Source organism: Leeuwenhoekiella sp. W20_SRS_FM14, assembly GCF_052119605.1.
Classification (GTDB): domain Bacteria; phylum Bacteroidota; class Bacteroidia; order Flavobacteriales; family Flavobacteriaceae; genus Leeuwenhoekiella.
In genome coordinates this window covers 148604-164352 of record NZ_JBGQOK010000001.1, presented here as the reverse complement: position 1 = coordinate 164352, position 15749 = coordinate 148604, and the positions used below count along the sequence as shown (strand labels likewise).

General features: G+C 36.2%; 13 protein-coding genes. 2 read left to right on the top strand and 11 right to left on the bottom strand.

Annotation, left to right across the window (positions count from 1 at the left end; translation table 11 throughout):
- Nucleotides 1-18 precede the first annotated feature (18 nt).
- The gene (locus ACEN25_RS00680; RefSeq protein ID WP_028375814.1) at nt 19-957 is read right to left on the bottom strand and encodes a YihY/virulence factor BrkB family protein; all 939 of its coding nucleotides are present in this window, start codon (nt 955-957) and stop codon (nt 19-21) included.
- Nucleotides 958-1815 (bottom strand): carboxylating nicotinate-nucleotide diphosphorylase, encoded by an 858-nt coding sequence (nadC, locus tag ACEN25_RS00675; protein WP_441801183.1) that lies wholly within the window; start codon nt 1813-1815, stop codon nt 958-960.
- A gap of 125 nt (nt 1816-1940) precedes the next feature.
- Between nadC and rlmH the strand changes: the two genes are divergently transcribed.
- Entirely contained in the window at nt 1941-2414 is a 474-nt protein-coding gene (gene rlmH, locus ACEN25_RS00670) for a 23S rRNA (pseudouridine(1915)-N(3))-methyltransferase RlmH (RefSeq protein ID WP_441801182.1), read from the top strand.
- A gap of 49 nt (nt 2415-2463) precedes the next feature.
- Here rlmH and ACEN25_RS00665 read toward each other — a convergent pair whose 3' ends face one another.
- The 7 genes from ACEN25_RS00665 to ACEN25_RS00635 all read right to left on the bottom strand — a co-directional run bounded on the left by ACEN25_RS00665 (nt 2464) and on the right by ACEN25_RS00635 (nt 12699).
- Complete coding sequence (locus ACEN25_RS00665) at nt 2464-2847, bottom strand: GyrI-like domain-containing protein (RefSeq protein WP_441801181.1); 384 nt, start codon at nt 2845-2847, stop codon at nt 2464-2466.
- Between the two features lie 360 nt (nt 2848-3207).
- The gene (locus ACEN25_RS00660; RefSeq protein WP_441801180.1) at nt 3208-8118 is read right to left on the bottom strand and encodes a DNA repair ATPase; all 4911 of its coding nucleotides are present in this window, start codon (nt 8116-8118) and stop codon (nt 3208-3210) included.
- Nucleotides 8119-8333: 215 nt separating this feature from the next.
- The gene (locus tag ACEN25_RS00655) at nt 8334-8645 is read right to left on the bottom strand and encodes a GIY-YIG nuclease family protein (protein WP_441801179.1); all 312 of its coding nucleotides are present in this window, start codon (nt 8643-8645) and stop codon (nt 8334-8336) included.
- 128 nt (nt 8646-8773) lie between these two features.
- The gene (locus tag ACEN25_RS00650; RefSeq protein WP_441801178.1) at nt 8774-10840 is read right to left on the bottom strand and encodes a flotillin family protein; all 2067 of its coding nucleotides are present in this window, start codon (nt 10838-10840) and stop codon (nt 8774-8776) included.
- Between the two features lie 15 nt (nt 10841-10855).
- Nucleotides 10856-11527 (bottom strand): hypothetical protein, encoded by a 672-nt coding sequence (locus ACEN25_RS00645; RefSeq protein ID WP_396510547.1) that lies wholly within the window; start codon nt 11525-11527, stop codon nt 10856-10858.
- A 44-nt stretch (nt 11528-11571) separates the two neighbouring features.
- Nucleotides 11572-12291: a PspA/IM30 family protein gene (locus ACEN25_RS00640; protein ID WP_028375821.1), complete on the bottom strand. Its 720-nt coding sequence runs from the start codon at nt 12289-12291 to the stop codon at nt 11572-11574.
- A gap of 12 nt (nt 12292-12303) precedes the next feature.
- The gene (locus ACEN25_RS00635) at nt 12304-12699 is read right to left on the bottom strand and encodes a molecular chaperone Tir (RefSeq protein WP_441801177.1); all 396 of its coding nucleotides are present in this window, start codon (nt 12697-12699) and stop codon (nt 12304-12306) included.
- A 277-nt stretch (nt 12700-12976) separates the two neighbouring features.
- Here ACEN25_RS00635 and ACEN25_RS00630 point away from each other — a divergent pair, with 277 nt between their 5' ends.
- Nucleotides 12977-13732 (top strand): helix-turn-helix domain-containing protein, encoded by a 756-nt coding sequence (locus ACEN25_RS00630; protein ID WP_441801176.1) that lies wholly within the window; start codon nt 12977-12979, stop codon nt 13730-13732.
- 2 nt (nt 13733-13734) lie between these two features.
- Here ACEN25_RS00630 and ACEN25_RS00625 read toward each other — a convergent pair whose 3' ends face one another.
- Together ACEN25_RS00625 and mazG are read right to left on the bottom strand one after the other, a co-directional pair.
- Nucleotides 13735-14682: a sterol desaturase family protein gene (locus ACEN25_RS00625; protein ID WP_441801175.1), complete on the bottom strand. Its 948-nt coding sequence runs from the start codon at nt 14680-14682 to the stop codon at nt 13735-13737.
- Nucleotides 14683-14771: 89 nt separating this feature from the next.
- Nucleotides 14772-15545: a nucleoside triphosphate pyrophosphohydrolase gene (gene mazG, locus ACEN25_RS00620; protein WP_441801174.1), complete on the bottom strand. Its 774-nt coding sequence runs from the start codon at nt 15543-15545 to the stop codon at nt 14772-14774.
- Between the last annotated feature and the right edge of the window lie 204 nt (nt 15546-15749).

The following is a 15749-nucleotide window of genomic DNA, read 5'->3' as shown; positions in this document are numbered from 1 at the left end:
GAACAATACTCTTTTTTTCTAATTTTTTCTTAGTTCGTGACTTCTTTTCAATCTATACATTGTGGCATTTAATTCAAACCCCAGCAACAACAAATTTGAGTTTAACCAGATGTACACCATCATTATTAATAAGGCGCCTATTGAACCATAAAGCTGGTTGTACGTAGCAAAATTATTAATGTAAATCCCAAAGAAATAGGTTGTTACCACAAACAATATCGTTGTAAGTGTTGCTCCTATTGAAAAAAACCTGGCGTTTTTTCCTTCTTTAGTACCAAAATAATAAAGCGTTGCCACCACACCATAAATCAAAATTAATAAAGCACTAAAACTTCCCAATTGAGAAAAAAGTTTTAAAGTATTTTCATCTACTATATCTCTGCTTTTCAGATCAATAATAATATATTGAAAGTACAATACGGCTACAACAATTGAAAGCAACAACAATGCCAACATTAACGAAACACCTAGAGCAATAAAATATTGACGTACGATAGGCCTATTAGTTATACTATGAAAACTGTACTCAAACCCGGTGAATATGGCATTTACTCCATTTGCCATTAAAAAAATTGCAAAAATTAATGTAAATGAAAGTAAACCACCGCGTGGGTTAGCTGCAATATCTAATAAAATAGGATCAAAAAATTCTTGTGTCTGCGGCGGAAGAATTGTGTTTATAAAAGCTAAAAATTCAGTTTGGAAACCGTCTATAGGTACGTAGGGAATAAGGTTTAAAATAAATAAAAAGAATGGAAACAGCGCCATAAAAAAGCTAAATGCAATTGCGCTTGCACGTGTTGCGAAAGTTCCCTTAAGAATACCTACCGCATACATTTCCCAGAAATCATGAAGGGATAGTCCTTCAAAACCGGGTAAAATGACTCCCTTAGCCCATTTTACTACCGGCAACAGAAATTTTATGGTTAATAGTTTCTCATTGAACTCTTTATCCATTTATACAGCTTTAAGACTCAAGTCCATATTATAAACAGAATGCGTTAAAGCTCCACTAGAAATATAATCTACTCCGCACTTCGCATACTCAACAAGCGTTTCTTCATTAATCCCTCCAGAAGATTCGGTTAAGCACTGATCGCCTATAATTTCTACGGCTTTACGAGTGTTTTCATAATTAAAATTATCAAGTAATATACGATAAACACCACCTGCCGCTAAAATCTCTTTAACTTCAGTAAGATCTCGTGCCTCTACAATTATCTTAAGATCAAGATTATTTTCGGCTAAAAACTTTTGTGTTTTTTGAATTGCTAAAGTTATTCCGCCTGCAAAATCAATGTGATTATCTTTCAACATCACCATATCGTATAATGCAAAGCGATGATTTTCTCCACCTCCTATTTTTACAGCTATTTTTTCTAAGGCTCTAAATCCAGGAGTGGTTTTACGTGTATCTAAAATTTTTGTTTTTGTGCCCTCCAGTAAGTTTGCATAGTGCTTAGTTTTTGTTGCAATAGCACTCATACGCTGCATAGCATTTAGCACAAGACGCTCGGCCTTTAAAATACTTTGAGAATTTCCACTTACATAAAATACGATGTCGCCTATATTAACTTCTGCTCCATCTTTAATCAATATTTCTACATCTAACGAAGGGTCTACATAATTAAAAACATTGCAGGCAAACGACACACCGGCTATAATGCCCGCTTCTTTGACCAGAAGTTTTGCTTTTCCGGTAGCATCACTGGGGATACAGGATAACGAACTATAATCACCGGGGCCTACGTCTTCGCGTATAGCATTTTCAATAATCAAATCTATCTCTTTATTGAGTTTAGCTTGTGAAATCATAAATTTTATCGGTTTGTGCTAAGTTAGAAAAACAACCTGCCAATTTACAATTCCCATTTGCAATTATTCTAAAGTAGCCCGTGTTTTATTATGCCCTCAACTATGAAAAATATTATTTTTGACTTATGAATATTAAACTTCTTTGCATAGGCAAAACTGATGATGCTCATTTAGACGCACTTATTGCGATTTATACTAAACGATTAAAGCATTATGTAAATTTTGAATTGGAGATTATTCCCGATCTCAAGAAGACAAAAAACCTGTCTGAAGAACAACAGAAAGAGAAAGAAGGCGAATTGATTCTGTCAAAACTAAATCCTCAGGACGAATTGATTCTTTTAGATGAAAACGGAAAAGAGTATAGCAGTGAGAAGTTTGCTGTGTATCTTCAGAAAAAAATGAACAGCGGTATCAAAACTTTGGTATTTGTTATTGGCGGTCCCTATGGGTTTTCTGCGGAAGTTTATGCAAAAGCTATAGGCAAAGTGTCCCTTTCAAAAATGACCTTTTCACATCAGATGATTCGGCTATTTATGACCGAGCAGGTTTACAGAGCTTTCACTATTTTACGAAATGAACCTTATCATCATCGTTAGATGTTAGATGTTAGATGTTAGATGTTAGATGAATTTAAAACTATAATTTTTACTTCAACTGAATAGGTAACCATATCTCCTCTTCAGAATCAGGATGTTCTGGACCATAATAGTTTTTTCCAAGCAGTTCAAAGTGCGCGCGATCATCTAGTTTATATTCCGATTGCGGTAACCAACTTCCGTAGATATAATTAGAAGTCTCTACAAATTTCTTAACCGGTCCTACGTGTGTAAATACAGCATACAATCCACCGGCAAGAGTTTTAGTTTGCATTCCTTCTGGGACTTCATCAAACAATTCTACTTCAACTGCTGCCCAGCGTTCAAATTTAGTTTCTCTTGTAAATTTTTCCGGATTAAAACCAAAAGGATACACTTGTATTGAATAAAAACTCGACCCTATTCGGTTTTTAATTTTCTTATGCCGTGACATAAAATCCTTCTACAAGACAGCGGTAGCATCAAATGAAAGTGTAGTTGTAAGACATTTAACCCACTAATTTTCGGGATTCAATTTCTAATATTTTTGGACTCATAATTTTTCGAGTACTGAAAATACAAAACTATACTTAGACCTAAATTATAGGAGTTCTTTAACCCTATATGCAGTATTAAACTGCTATTATTAGAATTCTAAAATAGAAATTATGAAACCTAGAAAACTTATAAGCCGTTTTTTCCTATTCACAACTGCTATGCAAATTGGCTATTACACAGTACTATTTGCCGACAGAAATAAGAAAACCATTAAAAAGAACTACAAAAGACTTAAATCCAGGAACTCATAGTTTCTTTAATTTTTATTCAAACCTGTTTGCAAAACCTGTTTGATGCCTTCTAAATTATCTGAGAACTGCATCATCTGGGCTAAAACCTGAGCCATCTCATTTGCATTACCAAAACCTTTGAGCTTGTTGTTTTTCACAAATGTTTCTTTAATAGAAGACCATCGCTCCTGCTCTTCCAGTGTAATCGAATCAATCAATTCTTTATACTTTAACAAGTTTGCTTCCGCAGAACCGGTGAGCGTTTGCGCTTCACTTTCATAATGCGATAGTAATAGCGTTTGCAGCTCTTTATCGTTCATAATAGGCACTACTTTAGCGACCAGCTTATTCATATCTCTGTAAGAACCTTGTAATTTAAAGGAGGGTTCTGTACGATAGTCATCTTCCATCGCTGCAGATTTTATATATGCTGTATTTACTGCAAGTACCGTATTTCTAATTTTTAGAACTTTTTCTAGAACAGATTGATATTCTTCTATCTCGCGGTTACTGTGATTACCTTTTAACTGTAATTCTTGATTTCCTGATTCTAAACGTTCTAGAAGCGTATAAACATCCTCAAAATTCTTACTACTTAATTGCTGTAAAACAGGATTTGCAGTTAGAGAATTTTCTATCAAACTCAATTTAAATAAATCTGCGGTATCACCTATTATATCTCCCAAATTGTAAATGTCTGCCCGGTTAGCGAGCATATCTGGAATCTGGAATTTTGCACCGCTTTCGGTATAAGGGTTACCAGCCATTATCACACAGAATTTGTTTCCGCGAAGATCGTAGGTTTTGGGTTTTTCTTTATAAACACCTTCTATTTTTCGGGTTCCGTCTGAAAGCGAAATAAACTTCTGTAAAAACTCTGGATTGCAATGCTGAATATCATCCAGATACAACATCACGTTGTTACCCATTTCAAAAGCCAGGTTTAACTTTTTTAATTCTTCACGAGAAGCCGAATTGGTCGCTGCTGCGGGGTCTACTGATGTCACCTCGTGCCCTATCGCCGGACCGTTTATTTTCATAAAAACCAGTCCCAAGCGATTGGCGATATATTCCATCAGGGTGGTTTTACCGTAACCCGGCGGCGAGATTAACAGTAACATTCCCATGCGATCTGTACGTGTGGTGTCTCCCACAGTTCCTAATTGCTTTGCAAGATTGTCTCCAAAAAGAGGGAAGTATACCTGATCTATTAATTTATTACGTACAAACGAAGTCAAAACTTTCGGTTTAAACTCTTCAAGTTTCAGGTCTTCTTTCAGGGTTTGTGTGACTTCATGTTTCGCCTGGCGAAAAGCCTCAAAAGCGGGTACATCTTGAGTTACAAAAGCAGATAAAGTCGTCACAAACTCGTGATAGTTAAAATTGAACGTACCGTTAGATAGCGTTTTGTGATCCCCGCTTAAGGACGTTATTACCTCATTAGGTGAAATTGCATTAACCTTAGAAACCGAATCATCCTCAAATAGAATTAAACAAACAACCTCATCTGCATACTGCAATTGCTGCAGCTGCTCATTTACTTTAGAAACACGACTACTTTTAATAAACGCCGAAATCCACTGTCTAACAAGCCTTATTTTAGAGGCATAATCTATTTGCGACTCGTAACTATTTTTAAACTTAAGATCTGCCTGCTGTTCTTTTAAATGAATTATAAAGTCATCTTTTATTGAAACCGCTAAGGCGCTATTTATAAACGAATCGTCACTTTGCAATTCTTTAAAAAGGTATGCTGCAATAGTTGCGCTATGTTCTTTAGGAAATAATACGGTCTCTTCTGCGAAAACATTCAGTTTTGCAATTAATATGTTTACCACAAACTCATAATCAGAATTATCAGGAAAATATTGAAGCACCTCTCCTGAAGACTTTATTTGGGTATTAAGTTGCTTTTTGTCAGTTTCATTTAAATAATTCCAAAAATACTGAGCACTTGCACGTATTTGTGGCTGAAAGATTAACAAACCTAAATCATTGTGTTTTTGTACAAGTACACGCAAAATCTTAGCGGCATCAACATCGTGAACACCTTTCACGTAGCCTTCGCTATACTTATTGCTACTGGCCTCCTGAACAATTTTTAAGAGCTCTTCATCTGAAGCCTGTTGTAAAAGATGCGTAGCTGTAGTTTCAAAAATTGAGTAGGCCAAGTATGCAGAACGGTACACAAGCTCATTTTCTGAAACATATTCCTGATCCCAAATCTTACGGGAATTCAATAAAATCGGGTGATTAAGCTCCTGATAAAAATCTGTACCGGTAAGGTGGTATGCAAGATAACCGTCTTTTAAAACAATAGTTAGATCAAGTGCCTGACGGTTTACCCCAAATTTATGTTTTCCTAAACGTATGATGTTCTCACCATCTTCATACAGATCAAGTTTATCTTTGAGTTTGCGTAGCGCATCTTCACGTGCAACTTTTAAAGCGGTTTCTAACTCTTCTGCCTTACCACTATCATCTAAATCATTAAGCTGCTTGATAATGTCGCGCACCTTATTTATCATCAAATCTGCAGCAAAATACCCGTTGATTTCATCTACAGAACCCAGACTTTGAGCTCGCTTTTCAACACCTTTTAATATACGTTCTGAAGCGTTTTTTAGAGATAGTGCTTTTTTATTTCGCTTTTCAACCAGCGCATTTTTACGGGCTTCAAAAGCAGCGTAAACCTCTTCGCGCTTTTCTAAAATTAGAGTGATAAATTCTTCAAAATCTGCAAATTTACCTTCCAATTCCTCAAGTTGAATTGAAATCTTATTTTGAAACTCGTCGCATTTTTCCGGCGTAGCCGCAATATCCAGGTAGTTAATGATACTTTGATCAATCAATTTAAGTTGAGCGGCAAAATCTGCCTGTGCTTCTGCACTTCCTAAACTTTTTTTCTTGTTCTTGAGTGCAGCTTTAAGCTGATTTATAGTTGCGAAAATCAACGAAATAGCATCGACAATCTGTGTTGCGTGTGAGGTATCTTCAATCTCAAGATTGGTTACAATATCAATCAACAACTCTAAATCTGCCGCAATTTGGTTTACTTCCTCTTCAAGCTTTTTAGCATTGATAACCTTTTTAATTTCATCTAACGCTGTTTTTTTCTCAGATACTTTATCGTGATAGGGTTGTAACGCTTTAGGATCTAACAAGAACTGAACACAACGCTCAGAAATTTTTTGAGATTGTGCTGCAATATCTTCCTCTAACTTTTTTAGAAAAGCTGCATCAACATAACGTACTTCATAAAGACTAATAACTTTTCCGCGTAAAGCACGCAATTGAGTCAACAGCGCTACAAATTCATTAATAGACTTAAACGAGGTACTTTTTATTTTACTAAAAACCAGCTCTGCCTCTTCCCGTATTTCTTTGGTTTGCTTCTTTGCATTTTGACGCAGTTGAGTAACCTTTTCAAATTCGTCGATTGCGGCATTTGCGGCTTTATTTATTTCCGCAAGCGGAAGATCTAAACGTTGCGTTTGTTCATCGGTAAGCCAGTAATAAGCATCTTTAATATCTTTAGCAGACTTTGCTATATCTGCATAAAGACCATCATAATTATCTTCTTTATTAAGCAGTGTAATTAAGGCTTGTGACTCTGCCATTGCCTTAACGATGTCTTTATTACCTATTTTATAGAGTATAGAATCTGTATATTGAGAAGGCATATAATCGCCCTGTAGATAAGGTGTTTGCCAGATTTGTACCGTATGATGTTTAGTTTGATTTTCTTCGGAATTAAAATAACAGAGTTCGCCATTTTCTAAAACCGTAAAACCACTACAAACAATAGGCGTAATAATTTCCTGACTAATGATGTTATAGGACATCAATTTGTACAAGCCCTTTTTAGGCTCATAAAACACATACATAAAATCCTCCCCATTAGGCGAAGCAATTTTCTGTTGAAATTTCAAATCAATGATTCCGTCATCAAAAACATGGTATTCACCGGTTTGCAAATAATAGCCATTCGGAAAAATTATTCCCTGATCGTCTGGCAGTAAAACAGCTGCTTTACCTATGCTTTCAATCTTATGAACTTCTTTTATTTTATGATTGTATACAAAGTATCTGGGCGGTTCCTGAAAGGGTTTTATTTCAATCGCGATTAAGTTTCCTAAATCGGCAAAACGATATTGACCATCATCAAGCGTCTGGTCTAAATGTGCTACAGGTTCAGATAAAATACCTTTACCATCTTCGGTGTTGTCTTCAATTTTAATAGTTAAATCACCCCCTATTGTCTCTACAAAAACACGATCTAAGATCGAAACATGCGAGTGTACACCATAACGGTGCATATCGCGGGTAACTTCTAACCATTTAAACTCATGCTGTACAGGGAAACGATACTCGTGGTCACTACGGTTATCTATATACTCAATTTTATTTTCTTTTATTAACCACTTAAAGGTTTTGATATCAGTCACACTTTCGCTCAGCTGAAACACCATATGCAGGTAGTTTCCTATGATGGCAAAACGTGAAAAAATGGTATTGCGGTAGTATTTATAAAGATTGGAAAAATCGGTTTTGAAGGTATTATCTTCCAATAAATCAAGAGAAATTGCTTCAAATCGATTTTTAGTAAAACGATACATACTAAACACATCTGAAAGTACAATTTCTGTGCGCAGTCCAAAATGAACATTATAACCAAAAATACAGGTTTCTCCCAGTGAAACGATATCTCGCGCAATACAGTTATTTTCTGTATTGATACGGTCATTAGCAATAAGTTTAGTCTCTAAAGATCCAAAAACCGTCTTACGATCTTCATTTAGTTTTCCTAATTTATCCTGAAGCTCCTGCTTATGCTTTTGCAAACGCCCACGTATGATCGCATAGGTGCCTCCATCAAGAGTATCCTGAGTAGGAGTTTCTATAGAGTTATTTAATGATTTTGACGTTTCTGCCATTTTAAATCTTACTTTTTTAAGTAATTATAGTAACTAACTGAATAGGTCTTCGACCCCCGACGCATCAGGGCAAACTGACGAACATTGTCACACTGAGCTTGTCGAAGTGCAATTTCAAACTTAACCTAACGAGTCATCTTGGGATGCCGAACTTGTTGAAGTGTTGTGTCACGCTGAGCCTGTCGAAGCGCTTCCGTCTAAAACAAAACCTATTTCTACTTTTCAATTCTATTACCGAACTGGGTGTAATTCTTCGAAAACAAAATCAAGTTTTCCCAATTACCTTCAATGAGAGCTATTTTCTTTCTCCTACTCCAGCCCTTTATTTTCTTCTCCCATAAAATAGCCTGATCTGCCTGATTAAAGCTTTCACTCCAAACTAACTCGACAGGTCTGCGTTTAAATGTATAGGAATCAGATCTGAGCCCCGAGTTATGCTGATCGACAAGTAAATCCAAATTACTGGACACACCGGTGTAAAAGCTATCATCGCTGCACTTCAAGATATAAACGAAATAGATTTTCATTTGATGTTTAGTGGTTCTATAGGTCTTCGACAAGCTCAGACTGACATTTGATTTCCTTTTTTGACTCTACGACCCCCCGAATCTTCGGGGCAGACTGAAAGTTGAATCACGATCAGCCTGTCAAAGCTTTACTTCAACTTCTTGCTGTCAATACCAAGCCCTTTTGCCAGGTTAAACAAATTGCTGAATAAGGTTTGCTCCTCGCTGTCTTGAGATTGCTCTTTAAGGTGCATCAGGAGGTTGGCAATGGTCAGGTTCTTGATATCTTCGGAAGAAACGCCGTATTTATCAGCAAACTCCTTTACTTTTTCAAGCAGATTGCCTTTAACATCATCACTCCCCAAAATTGCATTTTTCACATCCTGAATATTGGTGCTGTTTGCAACCAGACGATCATATCCTTTGGCTCTGGTAATCTGACCAATGATCTGATCAAAGAACATCGTCTCACCACCTACAATATCAATCTTAGCTGCTTTTAACGCGTCTCCTATCACTTGCGCCTGAGCATCGGCTATATCTTTTTGAATATTTATATGTGCCAGATCAACCTGCAATTCTTTATCAAGACGCAGTTTAAACTCCTCGTGTTCTTTACCTACACCGTCTAATTTCTTCATTGCATTGGCTTTCTCTTCGATACCTGCTGCATCTGCAAGTGCTTTACCTTTTATTACATCTGCTTCTGCCATACCGTCTTTACGTTTGGCTTCGGCTTTAGCTTCCATACCGGCAGCTTCAGCTTTCATTTTCTTCTCAATAATTGAGGCTTCTACAATACCCTGACGCTCATTTGCATCTGCCTTTGCGTGCATTACCTGAGCTTCAGACATACCCACTGTAGCTTCTTCTTTTGCCTGTGCTTCAGCTAAAATTTTACGTGCCTGCGCTTCTTTCTCTGAAGCTTCTTTATGAGCTAATGCTTCAATATTAATTTCCTCTGCTTTTTGCTTAGCAGCTTCTTTTTGAGCTTCAGCAGCTTTAATCGTTTTAATTAATGATTCTTCTGCATTAGCTTCAGCTATAGTAATTTTAACCTGCTTTTCTCGATCTGCCGTTTTAAATGCCTGAATATCTTTCATATTCTCCTGCTCGGCCACCACTCCTTTTTCAAGAATAACACGATCGCGTATCACATCCTGAATATTTTTCTTCTCTACTTCTACTACTTTCTCCTTCTCAATTTGAGCCAGTGTTACCACACGTTCTCTTTCAGTTGCTTCGAGTAAACGATCTTTTTCAACACGTTCTGTTTCTACAGCATCGGTGCGTTGTTTGTTTTTAGCAGCGACAATAATCTGACGCTCCATATTTTCTTCGGCAACCTTAACTTTTTCCTGAGTAGCAATACGTGCAGTTTCTGATTTTAGTCGCTCTTCTTCTGCTACCTTCATCGTTTCAGCCTCTTCACGCGCTTTAATGTTCGCTATCTCGCGTTTTTGCTGTTCTTCCTTTTCAGCCAATTGCTTGTCTAATTCCAGAATTGCCTCACGGGCCTCCACATCCTGCTTGCGAATGGTTTTCTCCTCATCTCTCTTAATAAGGTTTGCTTTTACATTCTGAATTGCGGTAAGCTCTGTAATTTTCTTAATCCCTTCAGCATCCAGAATATTATCGGCTTTTAAATGTATAACCGGAGTTTGCTCTAAAAAGTCAATCGCACAATCTTCTAGCGTATACCCATTAAGATCTGTACCAATGATGTCTACGATCTCATCCCGAAACTCGCGACGCGCCTCATACAATTCAATAAACTGAAACTTTTTACCTACAGTTTTAAGAGCTTCAGAAAATTTTGCTTCAAAAAGATCTTCAAGGGTTTCTATACGAGAAGCACGTGCAACACCAATAGTTTGGGCCACTTTTTTAATATAGGCAACATCATTATTTACTCTAACGAAGAACGCCACTTTAATATCTGCGCGCATGTTGTCTTTACAAATAAGACCTTCTACTCCAAGCCTTTCAATCTGGATTTTCTTAACTGAAACATCCATAATTTCTACTCTGTGGAATACCGGAACTACATACAAACCTTTATCTGTAGCTACTTTAGTCCCACCAAAACCGGTACGTATAAGTGCCTGTCCCTGATGTACTTTTTTGTAAAACATCGCGATGATCGCGAAATAAACGATGACCAGGAACAAAAGAATTCCCAATCCAATTCCAATAATTGGTAAAATTTGATTCATATTTGATTGATTTATTTAGTCGTTATAATTTTGTACTAAGTAATAGGTATGATCTGGTGAGTGTTTAATAATCAACACCGAACTTCCATAAATTAGTGGTTCACCCGTAAGTGATTTTACATAAATTGACATGGAGTTTCCGTCTGCAACAACTTCTGCATTGCCCATTTTTTCGCCTGAAATATTTGAAAGTAAAGTGGCCTTTCTACCCAAATAGTCTACTGCTATATCTCCATCTTTATTAAGATGAGTAAAAAAACCTTTAAAAGGAGTCGTAAATATTTTATTTACAAATAGTGCCGGAATACACGCAATTAACATAATTGCAAAGCCAAATACATTATCGTAAGTAAATGTAAGCGCAGTAGTTATACTGGTCATTAACCACCAGATAAAAATCCAGCAGGTAAAGGTGAACATAAACGGAAGTCCAACAAAGTTGAAGTAGATTAGGAAAATCTGCCAACCTTTTAAGGGTTTACGGCGTTTCCCTATTACATTCTCTTTTGTCACTTCAACATTAGACACATCTTCAAAGTCCATATTCCCGCCTTCCAGACCGGTGTCAAGATCTACATCTGCATCAATATCTACATCGACATCAATGTCCAGATCAAAATCAAGCCCTCCTATCATGGTGACAATCCAGTATAAAATAAGGATGATCAACAATATAGATAGGACCATATTTACGGGTGAAAAAAGGACTTCTGTTAATGTTGCGTTCACGATTATGCCTGGTTTTTAGAATCGTTAAAACCTAATTGCGATTTTAATTTTTCAAGTTCGTCTTCTGCTTTTTCTGTTGTAAGATCTGCTGCTTTATCCAGTTCGTCATCAATAGACTTTTTTGAACTGGCGATATCTCCATACGCTTCTGCTAAAGCTTCTTCCTGAGCTACTTTTTCTTTCATACGCTCCAGCATAGAAACAGTCCCTGTACTATCTAATTCAGCCATTTGTTTATTAAGGCTTTTAGTAGCATTGCTCACTTTAACTCGGGCTTTAAGCGTTTTGAGTTCGTTTTCCCACTTACTGATATTTGCTTTTATATTCTGAATATTCTTTTGCAATTGCGCTACGTTACCGTCAAATTTCTCAGATTCAACTTTAGCCTGCTCTACTTGTTTTTGCGCTTCTTCTTTCTTTAATAAAGCTTCTTTAGCCAGGCGGTCTGCTTCTGCAGCATCCATCTGCTCGTTGTGCGCTTTTTTAAGAATAATTATTGCTTTACTCTGATACTCTTCTGCTTTATTTTGATATTCATCCTGATCGTTTTTAGCCCTAATAGCCAAAGCTTTTACTTGCGCTAAAGCCTCCAGACTTTTATCAAGATCCTGCTTCATATCACGAATTCCCTGCTCTGTTAATTTGATAGGGTCTTCCATATTATCAATTGCCGAATTTGCTTCAGCCTCTCCTATTTTAAATAGACGTCTAAATATGTTCATGGTTTCTAAGGTTTAATATTTTGAAAATTCAATAATTTTATCTGAGTACTCACTCATCAAAAGGCTTAAGGAGTTTAAAGAACCTTCCAATTCATTAATATCCATATTCTCAATCTGAAGCGTATCTCTAAATATCACTTTCTCACCAGATTCGTTTATCACAAATGCCCCGTGAATGATATCTCTGTTTTTCTGTAACAAGCCTTTAAATATCTTTTCAGACTGATTGTTAATCTTAAAAATAAATTGCTCAAGTATTAAAATAGGCGGTGCAACTCCCAGAATAAGATTTCGTATACCAGAACTCTCTTTTTGCACAACAATGATCCCATCTTCAGGATTCTCAAATGTTATATTAAAATCGAGTTCAAGTAGAAAGGTTTTTGTAATTAAAAAATGATCTTTCATCGGTTAGTACTTGGTGAAGTGTTAAATTTTTCTAAAGTTTAATAATACAAAAAACTGTGCTTTAAATCTTCAGACAGCGGTAAATATTGTTGTTAATAATGTATAAATAAGCATTCCCATAACGTTTGATTTTTGATTGATGAATAAATTATTTGAAAATAATATCAACTAATCTTTCAGTAATACTAAAAAAATTAGCTGATTGTTGATATATTAGCTAATATTGTTAGGTAAATATAAGTAAATATTTTTCAATTGCAAATATTATTAGCAAAATATGTCATTTTTCGGAAAAAATATTAGAAAAATTCGCAGCGTTAAAACTTTAAGTCAACAGGCGTTCGCAGAGTTATTTGACTTAAAACGAGGTACTTTAGGTGCTTATGAAGAAGGCCGAAGCGAACCCAAGATTGAAACTTTAATAAAAATTGCTAATTATTTTAGCATTCCTATAGGTGATTTGCTAACACGAGAATTAACTGTAAACGAACTTTTAAAATTTAAAGGAGAGTTGACTGAGCAATTTGAAGCGATTAATAAAGAACGTTTTACCGCAATACCCTGCATTACCGAAAAAAATAGCGCAGATTATATAAACTACTTTGATAAAAATAGTTTTGTTGCAGAAATGGTTCACGTTGAAGTACCCATTGAAACAAAAACACCCTTGCGCGCCTACATTATAACAAACCTGGAAATGAGTAGTCAGGATCAGGGTTTGTTTCCTAAAGACTGGGTTATAGGAGAATTTGTACCTCAGGATAACTATACAAAATTGAGCAATGGCACACTCGTGCTTGTTTTAGCGGTAAACCAACTTATACTACGCAGACTTTATATCGTAAATGATCAATTCATTTTAAGAGCAGATCACAAGAGTATAGAAGAGATAACCGTGGCGGTATCTGATGTTAAAGAGATGTGGTGTATAACCGCTGTTTTTCAAAGACGTGTTAGTGAAGTTTCAAGCGGTATTGAAGAAAAACTACTTATGCTCGAGCAGGAATTTGCAAAGTTAAGAGGAAGATTATAAATCTATTCCGCAAGTTCAAAATTACCTAACTTTTCTTCCTCGCGCAGTAGTCTGCGTTGTTGCTTAATCGTTAAGGTACTCCCATCATGACTCCAACCCGGAGGCCCAAAAATGTACATGAACTTATCATAAATTTTTGGAGACTTTTTAGTATCTAACCAAATGTCTTTATACTCGTGTGTAAGTATGATAAAAGGGTTGTATGAATCTGGTGCATGCGTCACACCATATTCGATATCAATCTCCTCGTCAAGTTCTTTAAAAGTTCCAAAAATACGATCGAAGGTATTTAAGAACCCGCCATGATTTTTATCCATATACTCCAGATTTCTGGCGTGATGTACCTGATGCATCGTATGGGTATTAAATACCTTATCTATGATACCCAGCTTTGGTATATATTGAGAATGTAATTGAAATTGCCATAAGGCTTCAATTCCTAAACAAACGACTAACATTTCTGGCGGAAAGCCTATAGCGACAATCCATACATAAAATAAAGGTTTGTAAAATATCGTAAACCAACCATTACGTACAGCTGTACCTAAATTAAAATTATCTGAAGAGTGGTGCACGATGTGCGCAGCCCAGAAAAAACGCACCATATGATTTTGTCTGTGAAACCAATAATAGGAGAAATCATCTGCCAGTTGACATAAAATCCAAATATACCAGGCATAACCAAAAGAAGTCCAGCCCATAATATTTGTACGCACTCCATCAATCTCAGGATTGAAGAGGTCATATACCCAGTTAAATAGAAGAATTACGGTGATTGTTTTAACTAAGGGAGCTATAAGTGTAGAACCAATACCCATAACGAGGCTGGCCGTTAAATCTTTCCAGTGATACAGTTCTTTTTTTTCTGAATGTTTGCTGTAAGTAAGTTCAACGAGTATTAAGCCTAAAAAGCAGGGAACACCGTAAATTAACGGGTTAGTAAAGTCCATAAAGTTGGTTTAATCCCAAAAATAGACTTTGCAAAGCACAATCCAATAGTTTTAATGCTAAAGCTCTAATTTTTAATTAATTCACAATTTTAGATTTTTTTAGCTTCTTCCCAAAACACATCCATCTCTCTCAGCGTCATATCACGTAAGTCTTTATTTTTCTCTTTCGCTTTAGTTTCTAAATACTGAAAGCGCTTAATAAATTTCTTATTGGTACGCTCAAGTGCACTTTCGGGGTCTATTTTTAAAAACCGCGCATAGTTAATCATCGAAAATAAAACATCTCCAAACTCAGCTTCCATTTTAACCTGATCTTTAGCATCTACCTCAACCTGTAGTTCGGCCAATTCTTCCTGTAGTTTTTCAAAAACCTGTTCGGGCTTTTCCCAGTCAAAACCCACTCCGGCAACTTTATCCTGAATACGGCTTGCCTTAACTAATGCCGGCAACGATTTTGGCACACCTTCTAATACCGAAATTTTACCTTCTTTCAGTTTTAAATTTTCCCAGTTACGCTTTACATCTTCCTCATTTTCAACCTTTACATCACCGTAAATATGCGGATGCCGCGAAATTAGTTTTTCACAAATTCCATTCGCAACGTCGGCAATATCAAAATCAGACGTTTCACTACCTATTTTTGCATAGAACACAATGTGTAATAATAAATCACCCAACTCTTTTTTAACTTCCTCGAGGTCATTATCAAGAATCGCATCTCCTAACTCGTAGGTCTCCTCTATAGTAAGGTGTCTAAGGCTTTGTAAGGTTTGTTTACGATCCCATGGGCATTGCTCACGCAACTCATTCATAATAGTTAGTAAACGATCTATTGCTTTTAACTGCTCTTCTCTACTATTCATAACGGTATGTGTATAAACTAAAAAACCACAATCTGATTTAAATCAAATTGTGGTTAAATTATAAAAACTAAACTGTTTATTTTTTACGGGCTGCTGTGCTTTTTGCACTTGCACCTTTTTTAGCCGAAGATGATTTTCCACCTTTAGGCTGAGTATTTGCAGTTGTTTGTGCTTTAGGAGCAGCTTTAGCTGCTACTTTAGATT

Excerpts from the sequence above, each read along its gene's own strand:
- ACEN25_RS00650 (WP_441801178.1), bottom strand. The coding sequence starts at position 10,840 with ATGAATCAAATTTTACCAATTATTGGAATTGGATTGGGAATTCTTTTG.
- ACEN25_RS00645 (WP_396510547.1), bottom strand. The coding sequence starts at position 11,527 with ATGGTCCTATCTATATTGTTGATCATCCTTATTTTATACTGGATTGTC.
- ACEN25_RS00635 (WP_441801177.1), bottom strand. The coding sequence starts at position 12,699 with ATGAAAGATCATTTTTTAATTACAAAAACCTTTCTACTTGAACTCGAT.
- ACEN25_RS00680 (WP_028375814.1), bottom strand. The coding sequence starts at position 957 with ATGGATAAAGAGTTCAATGAGAAACTATTAACCATAAAATTTCTGTTG.
- rlmH (WP_441801182.1), top strand. The coding sequence starts at position 1,941 with ATGAATATTAAACTTCTTTGCATAGGCAAAACTGATGATGCTCATTTA.
- nadC (WP_441801183.1), bottom strand. The coding sequence starts at position 1,815 with ATGATTTCACAAGCTAAACTCAATAAAGAGATAGATTTGATTATTGAA.
- ACEN25_RS00655 (WP_441801179.1), bottom strand. The coding sequence starts at position 8,645 with ATGAAAATCTATTTCGTTTATATCTTGAAGTGCAGCGATGATAGCTTT.
- ACEN25_RS00660 (WP_441801180.1), bottom strand. The coding sequence starts at position 8,118 with ATGGCAGAAACGTCAAAATCATTAAATAACTCTATAGAAACTCCTACT.
- ACEN25_RS00665 (WP_441801181.1), bottom strand. The coding sequence starts at position 2,847 with ATGTCACGGCATAAGAAAATTAAAAACCGAATAGGGTCGAGTTTTTAT.
- ACEN25_RS00640 (WP_028375821.1), bottom strand. The coding sequence starts at position 12,291 with ATGAACATATTTAGACGTCTATTTAAAATAGGAGAGGCTGAAGCAAAT.
- ACEN25_RS00625 (WP_441801175.1), bottom strand. The coding sequence starts at position 14,682 with ATGGACTTTACTAACCCGTTAATTTACGGTGTTCCCTGCTTTTTAGGC.
- mazG (WP_441801174.1), bottom strand. The coding sequence starts at position 15,545 with ATGAATAGTAGAGAAGAGCAGTTAAAAGCAATAGATCGTTTACTAACT.
- ACEN25_RS00630 (WP_441801176.1), top strand. The coding sequence starts at position 12,977 with ATGTCATTTTTCGGAAAAAATATTAGAAAAATTCGCAGCGTTAAAACT.